At 55.2% G+C, this 12,576-nt stretch carries 8 protein-coding genes and 1 pseudogene; 2 read left to right on the top strand and 7 right to left on the bottom strand.

The annotated features are described in order from the left end of the window. Positions 1 to 138: 138 nt before the first annotated feature. Positions 139 to 1,236 (bottom strand): 5-methylcytosine restriction system specificity protein McrC, encoded by a 1,098-nt coding sequence (locus ACVWYI_RS02585; RefSeq protein WP_456661142.1) that lies wholly within the window; start codon positions 1,234 to 1,236, stop codon positions 139 to 141. 51 nt (positions 1,237 to 1,287) lie between these two features. After that, positions 1,288 to 4,236: an MrcB family domain-containing protein gene (locus ACVWYI_RS02580; RefSeq protein ID WP_456661141.1), complete on the bottom strand. Its 2,949-nt coding sequence runs from the start codon at positions 4,234 to 4,236 to the stop codon at positions 1,288 to 1,290. Positions 4,237 to 4,463: 227 nt separating this feature from the next. On the opposite strand from ACVWYI_RS02580, the gene ACVWYI_RS02575 reads away from it, so the two are divergent. Together ACVWYI_RS02575 and ACVWYI_RS02570 are read left to right on the top strand one after the other, a co-directional pair. Next, complete coding sequence (locus ACVWYI_RS02575; protein ID WP_456661140.1) at positions 4,464 to 4,709, top strand: hypothetical protein; 246 nt, start codon at positions 4,464 to 4,466, stop codon at positions 4,707 to 4,709. A gap of 1,005 nt (positions 4,710 to 5,714) precedes the next feature. Further along, positions 5,715 to 7,273, top strand: a pseudogene (locus ACVWYI_RS02570) (ISL3 family transposase). A 142-nt stretch (positions 7,274 to 7,415) separates the two neighbouring features. Here the strand turns inward: ACVWYI_RS02570 and ACVWYI_RS02565 are convergent. From ACVWYI_RS02565 to ACVWYI_RS02545, 5 genes are all read right to left on the bottom strand, one after another. Continuing rightward, positions 7,416 to 7,646 (bottom strand): hypothetical protein, encoded by a 231-nt coding sequence (locus ACVWYI_RS02565; RefSeq protein ID WP_456661139.1) that lies wholly within the window; start codon positions 7,644 to 7,646, stop codon positions 7,416 to 7,418. Positions 7,647 to 7,990: 344 nt separating this feature from the next. Next, positions 7,991 to 8,578, bottom strand: a complete 588-nt coding sequence (locus ACVWYI_RS02560) for a hypothetical protein (RefSeq protein ID WP_456661138.1) — start codon at positions 8,576 to 8,578, stop codon at positions 7,991 to 7,993. A gap of 31 nt (positions 8,579 to 8,609) precedes the next feature. Then, positions 8,610 to 9,329: an MBL fold metallo-hydrolase gene (locus ACVWYI_RS02555; protein ID WP_456661137.1), complete on the bottom strand. Its 720-nt coding sequence runs from the start codon at positions 9,327 to 9,329 to the stop codon at positions 8,610 to 8,612. Continuing rightward, complete coding sequence (locus tag ACVWYI_RS02550; RefSeq protein WP_456661136.1) at positions 9,311 to 11,185, bottom strand: serine protease; 1,875 nt, start codon at positions 11,183 to 11,185, stop codon at positions 9,311 to 9,313. Before ACVWYI_RS02550 ends, ACVWYI_RS02555 begins: the two co-directional genes overlap by 19 nt. A gap of 56 nt (positions 11,186 to 11,241) precedes the next feature. Continuing rightward, positions 11,242 to 12,546 carry a hypothetical protein gene (locus tag ACVWYI_RS02545; RefSeq protein WP_456661135.1) on the bottom strand — a complete coding sequence of 435 codons (1,305 nt, stop codon included), beginning with the start codon at positions 12,544 to 12,546 and terminating at the stop codon, positions 11,242 to 11,244. Between the last annotated feature and the right edge of the window lie 30 nt (positions 12,547 to 12,576).

Raw genomic sequence — 12,576 nt, 5'->3', positions numbered from 1 at the left:
CGAGCTCGCGCCGCAGAACTTCATGAAGAATAGTGGCGCCGGCTTGGGAATCTTGCTTCAGGTGCGTAACCCAACGCCGTGGGGCGGCGGACGCGACGCTCATGACCTCTATTTTAATGGAGCATCGCGCGAGGTCGGCTATCGCTGCGGCGGCGAGCCAGCTTGAGGTTTTTCGGTTTCACTAGATTTGCGCGCCGCCGTCGCACAATCATTCAAGAGTTCATGTAACTCAGCGGCGATGATCGGCCATTCTTTGCTCAAGTCCACAGTGGCAATCAACACGGGGATGCCGAGCAATCGATAACGCAGACGAAGCGATTGACCAACGTCGGGATAAATCAGCATGCCTGAAAGCCCCATCCCTACCTGCCGTGCGCGTTCGTGTTGGAGATAGGTAATCAACTGGTATAAATGCTGCGATCGTACGCGTTCACCATAGGGGCTTTGCAACAAAGCACTCTTATAGAACTTTGCGTCAACTATAATGGTATGGTCTAACTGCCGTAGAGTTATGTCCGTAATCATACGAGGCAAAAACGCAAGATCACTTGGAGTTGCTTCGCTTACGTTCCATGCCGGCGATTCTGCTCGTACGCGATACTCACTGCGATGCATCTTAAAGAAGTTACGCAGAAACTCTTCAAAAACCGCAGACATACGCATTTCGTCTTCATCAACAGTTTGGAATCGTGTCTTTGCGCCGCGCTCATCAGGCATGAGAGACCAGAAGACAAATTCACACAGTCTTATCAAAAAGCCGTATTCGCGGCTATTGCGCGAAACAGACGTGCGACGAAAATGGCTGGCCGATAGAGATATTTGTTCAACATCATGGAACAGTCGCGCCAATGCGTGAAGATCGTGCCTATTACACGCTTCCACACCTCGACAAGCAGCGAGACTGACTAGCGTGGCTTTCAAAATCTGATTGTGAAGAACATCGTGAGAAAGTTCATCAACATCACAGACGGTGGCGCCTCGAAGCTGCGTTGCTCCCTTGATCATGCGGTCCATGCGCAGGCGTCCGCGCAGGCCCTGTAACTCACATGTGTACACGTTGTATCCACGATCGAGACCGCGTCTAAAAAGACTGCGCGTTCCGACAACCAATAATCTCGCAAACAGGTTCGGTAGATCTGGACTGTTGTCGAACCCGATCTCTGTGGTCGAGCCGCCGGGAAATCGAGCCCAAGCATAGAGGAATAAATAATAAAGATTTCGGATCGGGATCGTCATGGAGCACTTTGTAGGAGCTTTTCGCGCCAACTGTCGGCTTTGTCTGGGTCGTCAAACCAATACTCTTCCAACAACGGGTGCACCTCCGTTTTCGATAACTCGCCTATACCATGTTGAGTCGTACTCAAAATCCTGAGGAGGAACAAAGAAGCTATGTCCAATACGATAGCCGGGCCCAAGATTGGATCGGTCTTCGCCAATAGCTTGGTTTAGTGCCGTCATTCGCGTCACGATCAGTCCGACGACTAGTTCCGGAACGCCTCGGTCAACGAGAAACTGTTTGAATTGCTCGCTTCCAAACATAGGCTCAAGCCAGACGAAGGAGAATCGACGGCGGAGCGCGTAATCCACCATTGATAGCGACCGGTCAGCAGTGTTCATCATACCCAGCATATAGACATTTTCTGGAACAAAGAACCTGGGTTGATCAGGTTGAGCGTAGGTTAAGCTTGTGGCCCATGCAGGACCTCTCTTATCACACTCGACGAGAAGCATAAGCTCGCCAAAAATCTTTGAAAGGTTTCCACGATTAATTTCGTCGATGATGAAAACGTGTTTTCGACTAGGCGACAGCCGCGCCTTCTCGCAGAATCGATGGAAGACGCCATCACGCAGCGTAAATCCTCCCTTTCCATCTGGACGATATCCCTGGACAAAATCCTCATAACTATATGATTGATGAAACTGAACCGTTTCAATGCGCCCCGAATCCTTCTGTCCGATCAGCAGATGAGCGAGTCGTTTTGCAACGAAGCTTTTACCCACTCCCGGCGCACCCTGTAAGATAAGGTTCTTCTTTCCGGCCCAAATTGCTAAAAGCCGTTCGAGCATTGGCTGCTCGAGAAAAAGCTCCGAGATAGCGTTCTCCAAGGTATAAGATTCTATCTTTGGAATGGCGGGGGTCGGAGGCTCTCCTGAAGCCGCCTTCTCACCAGTGGGCTCATCTACTGCTCGGTCGTAGGCGTTGAGTACAGCCTCAAGCAGCTCATTTAGTCTCTCATCACTTGGAAATGCGTCGGTCGGCAATTCTACATGAGCGATCGTTCCGGCTTCATAGTTCTTCGCAAGCCAGCCGCCACCGCCAAGCTCGATTTCATTATTTAGTAAGAATCCTGCGGCCGCGAGCTCCGGAATGAGCGCTCTTGTTTTTCCGGCAACATCAAGCATTTGCTTCTGTGCCTCGCGTTGCCCTAACTCACGGACTAAAGTTGTTGTGCCTTGGTTGAGAGTAAGAAAAATACGATCCAACTTGGTTGCAATCAGAAAAACAACGTAGATGCCCTCCTGAGTCGATCTCGTAATCTTTGTATTCAACAGCGCTATCCAAGGAACCGTCGCCCAGTTGCCTTGACCTACGCTGATATTGATCAATAAGTTTGGACGGTTCTGAACTGCCGGAAACTGCTCGAGACGGCTTTTCACTTCAGACATTGCGTTCCAAAGTGGGTCTGTTTTCTGGAATGGTCCACTTTGCGCAGAAATCAGCTCGCGTAGAAACGTACGGAGCAAATCGCTGAGAGTTACCAACCCAGCTTTAGGTACTTGCGAAATCATGGTTTGAGTTTCATGGGGTGCGGCCGCGCTGGGTGGAGCATCGGCTATCATCCGTTCCATGAGCGGACGGAAAAGGAGAGCCAAATCTCGGACGCCCTCCGTTAAATCAACAGAATCAACTTCCTCCGCCAGGACGTAACGTGTAATTGCGCCACCAGCATTTCGAATGCCGTCATCGGACCGCAGGAACGAAAGCCATTCATCGAGGGATTGAAACTCAGAGTGGTTTGGCTCCAGGCGTTGTTTCCGCCGCAAATTCCATTTGCCCGATTTTGATAATCGATTTCCCAGATCCTTAGCTTCTGGCGAGCCGGGTATGGGTAACTGTTCAAGGACTAGACTAGCTACCTCTCTCGTCCGACGCTTGATGTCCTGGTTCGAGAAATCGTCGGGATGAGTCAGAGGTGCAAATCCCCACTCAACCCCTCTGGTAGAAACGATCATGAACAGTTGTGGATTCCCGAGGAATTTCTCATCGTTAGCCTTACGATAGACCCCAAACCAGAGGTCCTTCGGTTTTCTTCCTCGGATACCTGAAACCGGATGAAAGCCTGAAGTTAGCTTCAATGCATAATCGCGCTCGCCCCCGAGCTCTTTGAGCGCTATTTCGCCCAGTCTACGAAGTGCGTCGTGAACTCTCTTGTGCGCAGTACGCTCGTCGGTAGTGAAATCAGTGTATTTTTCGCGAGACCGGCTCTGCCGAAATAGCTCAATGTCGCGCCCGGAAATCTTAGCCTCCTGCCATCGCTCAACAATGGGCGACCGGTAGAAGTGAAAGCCCTCTCCTTCTTGATCGGCTAGTTGGCCTCGAATTTCCAACAGATCGGCGTCAATATTATCGGTGGGACCTCCTCTAAGGCGATCGTAGAAGGCTTCGCGAATCCGCCGTTTATCCTTTCTCGACGAAATGTTTTCGAATCTGTCGGGAAACACGATGTAGAGCCAAGCTTCCTGCATTGGCTGGTAGGCTCCATGGGATGACTCCACACTGCGAACGTCGGCCGCGAAGCGCCAAGGATCGGCAAGCAAAGCAGATCGATCCGCTTCCGGCAGTGCTTGCCAATGTATTAGAAATTCATCTAGCCATGCCAAATGGAATGGTCGATGCTGGTTGAAGCTTTGGTCACCCGCAAGTCCATTCTTCACACCAACGACTGCCCATTCTGGAATCAGTGGCGGATTCGCGCTCCAACTAAGTACCGCTTCTACGTTTTCGAGTTTCTTTTCGGGGCCGGAGAGGCTTGTAAAGAATTGTTGGGTATATAGAAGCTCTGCGGCTAGCTGAAAAATGTCGTCACTAGCGCCCTCGAGCTGTTTTTTGAATTTTTCTAGAAAAGATCCGTCACCCTCGTCAAATCGGTCCACAAACATATCGTGAAACAGCTGAAGGTTTGCGAGCGACCATAGCTTGCTACCGGGCGAGAACAGGCTATCGAATCGAACCAAGGCAGTGTCCCGGACACGTTGCATCGCATTGAACGTTTCCTCAGGTAAGCCCGCGAGTTTAGCCATTTCATCCCCGCCCCAAACTGTAAACTATCGCCGGGCAAGCATAGACCTAAAATTGCACTCCTGGTCTACTAGCAGTTGGATGATGGTCCAAAATTGAGTGGTCTAGCTAGTCGCGAACGGGTCCGATACTGTGGACTAAGCCAGATAGCGGGAGTTGATCCATGGCGACCAGCCGAAAGATACCTGGGGATCGATTGGTGCTAGGCATGCTTTCCGTCCTTCGGACGTTGGTGCTTGAGCTCGATCGGAAGGGCGTTTTAGATGCAAACGAATTTGTGCAGACTGTACAAGAGACCGCGATCGCACATCGAGAAACGGGAGATCCAAACGATCTCGCTGACGCCATTCATGCCATCAGTATGCAGTTGCACGATTCCATCGGGAAGGACATACCGAGCACCAAATGAAAGGCGATGGATGCTGCAGGGGCAATGACGCTGTTGGCCGTTTACCCGTCGCGTTCAGCTACTTGAACACAAAGACGAGACGTAAGCGATCCAGATGCCCAAACCCGAAATCGGCCCACGTTGCATGGTGTGACTACGGCGACGGAGTTCTCGCTTGGTCCAATTCGTTCGTTGTCCGTCGTGGCAGATCAAGCCATTGCCCCAGCGCTGGATGCGCCCGGATATGGATCGAGCAGATGTCATGGTCGGCACCTGCTTCGACATCGAAGTTCATACGACGCGATCCTCTGGCCCCTCGTAACCTTGAGCGGGGGCCGAACCGAGCCAAGCACTCTATCCCGCAGAACCAACTCAAGTGACACAAAGACAGGCTCGGGTAAAAGACTCCTACTAGTGCGCCTGTCGCGATTTTAGAACAAGTGGAGGCGGGAAGTAGTAATGCGCTCTTCGCCTGCCTGTGCGCGCTCAGGGCGGTGTTGACCACATCTCGAAGCAGGGCAGCAGCCCAGTTTGCTGCGGTAGGCAAGACTTGCGCTCGTCCGAACGCGGCAAGCCGCCCCTATACTTTTCAAGATCGGTCCGGCTCGACACGTCACGAAATGTTCGGTTGGCAATGGGCACCAAGCACAGCGAAGGTGTTCGTGGCGCGGTTCTTTAGCTCCTCATCAATAAGCTTTGGGGCTTCTCTTGCCATGTGCTCGGAGGTGACGTCCTTGCAGACAACGAGCACACCGCCGACTTAATCTTCGACATCGGTTGGGCCGAAGCTATACGTCCACCATACATTCTCGCGCGACCGTGTCCGGTTACAGGCACAAACTGATCCTCATGCCAGGTCGCACCATTACCTGCCATGACGTATTCAGTCTTGGGACCAACGATGTCCCATATTTCATCCCAACATTCACGGCCACGCGTGTCATTCGGCCTGCAATATTGGCTCTGACTCACTTTTGATGAAGTTCAAGCGCCGGCTCGCGTTGGTTTCATAAAGGAATCAATATGATGCAGCGAGCCCTACGTCCGTCGGCCTTGGTCCCTCGCGGGTTTGAAGTGGAAAGCGCCTTCTGTGATGGCGCTACGACCGTGATCACCGTACGTCCCACGAGGCGGGACGAGTCTCTGTCCCGGATGCGGGACCAGTTCTGCGCGGATCCATAGCCGATATCAGCGGCGCCTCACCGATCTGCCGCTGGCGGGGCGGCAGGTTCGCCTGGTGGTCGTGGCGCGCCGCTTCCGCTGCGTTACGGTTCTGTGCGGTCGGCGCATTTTCACCGAGCGCTTCGATGACGGCGCTCTGGCACCGTGGGCGCGGCGAACGACCCGGCTCGATCTGATCGTCCATCACCTTGGCCTTGCCTTGGGCGGCCGCCCGGCGGCGAGTTTTGCCCGTCGACTTATGCTGCCCGTGAGCAACGACACATTGCTTCGGGTGGTTAGAAGGCGCGGGTGTCCGCCCTTTGCTGCGCCGAGCGTTATCGGCATCGACGATTGGGCCTGGCGGCGCAATCAGCGGTACGGAACGATCATCTGCGACCTCGAGCGGCGACGACCGATCACTCTCTTACCCGACAGAGAGCCAGCCACTGCGCAGGCCTGGCTCGCGGGGCAACCACAGATCGCTGTGGTCGCGCGCGACCGCGGCGGCGGTTACGCCCTTGCTGTGGCCAAGGCACTCCCGCACGCCACCCAGGTCGCCGACCGTTGGCACCTCATGGAGAACGCCAGCCACGCCTTCCTGGATGCTGTTCGCAAATCCATGCGCCAGGTCCGCATCGTGGTCGGCTCCGCCACCATAAATCCCAACTTATTGACCGCCGCCGAGCGCATTCAATATGAGGGCTATCTTCGGCGAGAAGACACCAACTCGGCAATCCTCAAACAGGCTGAGACGGGCGTCTCCATAAAGGAGATCGTACGGCTCACCGGCCATAGCCGGGGCCTCATCCGCAGGGTATTGCGAGGTCAGCGATCCGACGTGTTCAGGGTGCGCGAGAGCTCGCTCGAGCACTACCTGCCATGGCTCGATGTTCAGTGGGCCGCTGGTCATTGTAATGGCGCCGACCTGTGGCGTTGCCTCAAGGCGCAGGGATTTAGAGGCTCGGTGCGAGTCGTTGCACGAATGGGCGACACGCCGTCGGCGTGCCGAAATGCCCGATGCTCAGAGCCTGCAGCGCGTACCGTCCGCGAGAACTATCGCCCGCCTGATGACCAATGGCCGCGATACGCTATCAAAGTCAGAGACCGTCACCATTGCGGCGATTGAGCAAGGCGTTCCTCTCCTGGTGGAAGCTCGAGAGATCATAGCCGCTTTCCATGCGATGATCCGCAAGAAGGCTCACGGAGAGCTTGAACCATGGCTGGAACGAGCATGCGCAAGCCTCGTCATGTCTTTCGCCAATGGCGTCATCAAGGACAAAGCCGCCGTCAGCGCAGCGATTACGACGTCCTGGTCCAACGGACAGACCGAAGGCCAGATCACCAAACTCAAACTGGTTAAGCGCCAAATGTACGGGCGCGCCAAGCTCGACTTGCTGCAGGCTCGGCTAATCGGCGCCACATGACCAGTGCTGCACCAAAATTGCGTCAGAGCCAAAATTGGACGCCGATGAGGGGTCAAAGTTGCAAGCCGATTGACAACCCGCCGAAGCAGCGACCGCGAGGGCTAGACTTAGATTCGGATCCTTCCACTGGCCAACTTTCCAATCAGCCGTGTAGTCGCGCGCGAAACGCCACAGCACCCGGCTTTGCAGGCTCGTCGAAAGAAAGACAAAAACGTGGGTGTTGAGGCAGGCTCTGCAGGGTTTTCCCTTTGAATGCGGCCTGGTCGTAGATCTGCGCCGCGACGTTGGCCGCGTGCACGAACGGTATGCACCCAGCCAGGACGGCCGGAATGTCCACGTGCTTCCTTGCAAGACGCAGCAGCGGCACCGACACTACGTCGTGGAAGCCGTCTGCAACGCCTTCGTCGCGAAATCGGAGCTGAGACCATCCGGCTGCGAGAATTCCCGCAGCTATTGAGCCCCCCCTGAGACACTCGCGATGCAATCAATTGTCGGCAGTAGACCCAGTTCGTTCAGTCGGATCAGGCTCCCCAAGTGGAAGAGCATCGCGCGGAAGTCGCCCCAGAGAGGCTTAGACCGACGCCTTCCTCGACCTCCCCGAGGACGTCTCTGACTTCGAAGCCCGCGCGCGGCGTATCGTTGCCCGTATCCTCTATTTTCGAAATAATCGCGAGATCGCTCACGTGCGTGTACCCGTCAAACTTGCAAAAGAGGTGCCTACGATCCGATTTCCACTTCGACGAAATTGTCTTTCGAAAGAAGGGCCTCGAAATCCGTCCGGAGGGGTTGCTTGCTGCCGAGCCAACGCTTCTCACGTTGTGTGAAGAAGGGCAGATCCTTGAGTTTGATGCCGTCTGAGGTGAGGACCTTTTCATAAACCTTAGAGTCTTGCACTCGATTCCCTATTTCGACCAGGAGAGCCGAGCTTGGAATGGACTTATAATTCTTGCGTAATGTCGAGGCGACCGCCTTCGCTTTGCTGGCGCGCTCTAGAGGCAGGATAGCGTCCAAGATCGCAGAAGCCTCGGTCTGTTCGCCGTCCTCGGCGTCGTTCCAAGGGGTGGCATTGACGCTACCGTGATGTCCGATCTTGAGAAAATCGATAGGTTTTCCAAGCTTATCTTTGTGTAGATGCCACATCACGTTCCACGATGCGTTTTGTTTCTTCGGTCTGTAACGAGTGCCCCACTCAGCATCTCCCACGAAGAGCAGGCGCTTGCCGTTCCACTCAATCAGGAGGACTACGCTTGTGTTGTTGATCACGCTGCCGGCCTCATCCGCGAATGCGAGCGCATTGGACATCATTCTGGATTGCAGTCGCCGGAAATCGGCCAGGCTAATGTTCTTGGGGGGCGAGCCGGAATCCTTTGCGATATGAGCCTTGAAGGGCTTTGCCCCTTCTTGGAAGCCCCGTAGGGAAACATCCGGGTCTTCGCCCAGATAATATCCGTCGATGTCCTGCTCGGGCCCGAGGACCTCGATCGTCGTGTCTGTGAGCTTGATTCCCAGGCTGGCAGCCGTGTCGCCGGCGTGAACGTACTTCGGCTTGATCTTGGTTCGCCTGCGGAAGCGTCTTCTGCAATGTCTCAATCGCATCGTCGTTGGAGACGCCATACAGCTCCACGAGCTCTCGAAGCTCTGGATCCAGTTCCAGGTTTTGCGCAGCCAATTCGCGCATTGCGCTCTTGGCAAAGTCCTGGAGAGCGAAAGCTCTTTGGGATTGCGGATGGTCGCGGTTCATCGCCGTGCTCATCCAGATGCTTCCAATCGCCAAGTCCTTGAAGAGATCGGCGTCGAAGCCGGCGATATGATCCTTGTGCTCGTGGGTCACGACGAGAAGGTCGAGCCGCTTCTTTCCGTGATCTCCGTCGGGCAGCTCGGATTTCAGGTGCTCGACCGCCGATTTCAACGATGCGAAAGATCCCCACGAGCCGCAATCAATCAGCATGTGGAAGTCCTCGGCACCTCCTTGTGTCGACTTCGCCTTTGGGATGCGACAATAGATGCAGTCGCCGAGTTCGACGTTGTAGGCGCGGATCAGGAGCTTATTTGCCATCGGCGTTCACCCAGATCGTCTTTGGAGTCGTCATGAATGGCGAAATGAGGCGAGAGCTCGAACCGCAGCGCGCCGTCGACTTCGCGTGAAACGAATGGCGGGATTTTCGTGCCGAGCATTCCTTTTGCGCCTCCAAGGGCATTGCCGATCCGACCGGCCTTTACTCTGGCCGCAATCGAATCGAGGAATGCGGCTTTACGCTTCACGCCTTCGTCGCGCTCGCGTTGATCGTCGTCCTTCTTTTGGCCGCGCCCGTAGAATTCGGTCCCCGCTTTTCGTGACCATGCCAGGACGTTGCCTTCATGATCGAAAGCCAGCGTGGCGCCGCAAAGCATGCTAGCCGATTGTCCCTCGAAGCGGCCGAACCTTGGTCCCTCAAGCGCGACATCCTCGCGCCAGATGTATTGCAAGATTATCTGTTTCGGCAGCCGACGGGATTGTCGTGTCAGCTTTTGCGCGACGTGAAGATCAGATACTACAACGTCAGCATTCGCGGGTATGTAGAGGCGGTCTCGATTATCGTCGAGGAATCTATAAGCCTCGGCCCGTGAGCCGGATAGGTCCTCCACCTCGTGGAATACGTCAAGCGTTAGCCTTTCGAAGACCTGACGAGGCAGTTTCAGATCCTTAATGTCAGCGTCTGTTAGGATCTCGCGATCGATAAATACATCCATCATCATGCCGCGGTAGTTGTCTGGATCCGATGGATTGGCGATCTGCTCCATGCGCAATACAGCCAGCGCGTAGTCTTTGAACGACGCGTCCACGGGCGGCAACAGATCGAGTGGCTGCACGGCCATCTGCTGCATGCGCTGAATGGTATCCCAAAACGCTTGAGATTTTGTACGCTTGCGTTTGTCAATGTAGTAACGCGAAAGCCTTATGATGATGTCGAACATTGCGCCGGTGAGGACCTGCGACAGTAGATGTGGCCTCTGTTCGTCCCTCAGCGTGGATAGCTTCTCTTTGTTGCGAGCCGTTCGTAAATAGGGCTTGTCGCTCACCGCTTTACCGAACTCCTCAGCAAGTCGGTTTAGCTTCGTATCTTTGCCGAGGTCTCCGCCGGATGCTTCCACCAGGTAGTTGCGGAAATCGTTGTTGCGGAAAGCGATCAGTATTGCCGTCAGGTCACCCATGAATTCATGGAAAGCGGCTGTCTGCGGGTTGATCGCCTCGATGAAGTAAGGACGGATGCCATCGAGCACTGCATGGCCGAATTCGTGATTGATGATGTCCGTGGAAAGACAGGTGTAAACCGCTCCTCCGGCTCCATCGAAATAATAGAATTGCAGGGATTTGCTCTGGCGATCGTAAAATGCGTTCTGACCGTACCCGGCGTGAGGTACGACAATCAGTCTGTTACCCTCAAATCCCCAAGATATCCGGCGACCAAGACCGGGCCCGCCTTCGAAGAAATCCAGGGCTCGTTGGAGAACCGCCCATACATGCAGTTGATGGGCCTGCAGGGAGCGGTGCAAGAGCTTCCTGTCTATGGCAGTCCCATGAGAGTCGATGAATTGCCTGGTCCCGAAATCCCACCGAACGGGCGGTACCAATGCGCCCGTATCGCCGTTGTAGTCGACCACCGCGAACCGAGCGCTGGTCGGCCCAGAGGACAACCCTGGCTCCCAGGCGACGAACAATCGGTCGAATGCTAGTTCGGGATTGTTCTTTGCGAACAGTGGGTCCTGAAAGTAAACGTCGAAGGGGATCTTCAGGCCCGCACCCTTCTGGACGTCACCGTCGAGATATTTTTGTGCTGCATATAAACTTAGCAACGCTGCTTTCGTCGATTTATTTGCCACAGCCGGTGGCTTGGCCTTGGCCTTCTTCTTGGCTGGCTTGCTAGATGTCATATCAGCCCTCCGACGAGAAAATCGCGATCCAACGAAATGGCGTTTCGTTGAAGGCCTCAGGCTTGGTCCAGATTTTGATAGCAAGCGCGCCGACCGCATGGTGCGGTAGCAACGGGCGTGCCCGCCCAGTCCAGATGAACGTGGCCGGTAGAACCGGGGGCAGTCCGCAATGGGGTGTCGAGACGATTGAACCCGGCCATCGCGTGGTCGCCGGTTGAACGAGAGGTGGGATGCCCATAGGTGTTCGGCAGTCCCGAGGGAAATATGCCGTAACTGAACACGACCCGGTCTCGTCCCAGGCCCGTGGCCGTTGGCGGACCCCGCGTGCTTTTCCAACCTCCACCATGATGGGTCGCTGCCAGCCCCGCGCTCATGGAGGGCTTGCCGGCGGCATAGGTGTAGTCGGCGTCACCCGGAAAGAAGAATGGACTGCCTGTGGTAGGCGGGTCGACGTTCAAAGTGAACCCGCTATCGTTCCGACTAGTCCCGCTGGCTCGATAGACATGTAGTTGGCCGGCCGAAAAGCTCCTACCAGCCGCTGCTTTCGACACCAAGAGCGTACCACCTGCCGAAATAATCGAGCTGGCAAAGGTAAGATGAGGAGAGGTGATCGATTGGAAAGGGGTTATCCAATCGAGAGTCAGCGATTTCGCGACGAGAGGACCTGATGACCAGTGATCCGAATCCCAGTGCGACAGCACGATCAGAGGATCAGCGCACAAGCATAGATCGGGTGTCGAATGAGGCCTCGTGCTAGTGTGGGATCGAACTCCGCCTCCGAAATCGAAGTAAAAGGCGGGCTTGTTCGACGATGGACTGCCGCTATTGGCAGCGCCTTGACCAACGTCGTAAACGGCAAGCGATTCGATAGTCGAGCCCCTCAACCTTGAGAGTTTCGATTGGACGGCTTCGTCTGTGGCGTCCCAATCCGACAGCTCGTGAACCTCATCAAGGTCGTCAGCGACCTCAGCGGAGACTGCCCTGACGTCCACGATGTTGATGGGCTCAGCCTCCGCGTAGAGGTTGCGATAGAGACGAGCGCCGAGCCCCTCTTGTAGCCTGACTTCTATCCAAGCAGACTGGATCAACCCGGTCCTTACAAACAGGTGTAGCGGATCGCCAATCTGGGCGTCGAATTCCAAGTAGAATACGGGCATGACTTCGATCATGCCGATTCGTTGGTTTCCGCGCAGTTTCGCGATGCCGGGACTCTGGTCGAACCAGTCGGCATCGAGGCCGCCAAATAGGAATTCCCAGCCGCCTGTGCTAGCAAGCTCGGCAATATCGTCGAGCCGTGCGTAGATGCGGGAGGGCCGCAGAGGAAGCGTCGGCGGCCGCGGGAAGATCAAGAACGGATTCATCGGTCTGCCAAATTGAAGCCCGTGCCTGCG

It is taken from the genome of Bradyrhizobium sp. LB13.1, assembly GCF_054056815.1.
The sequence above is the reverse complement of the archived record's forward strand: the minus strand, read 5'-3'. Positions and strand labels throughout refer to the sequence as shown.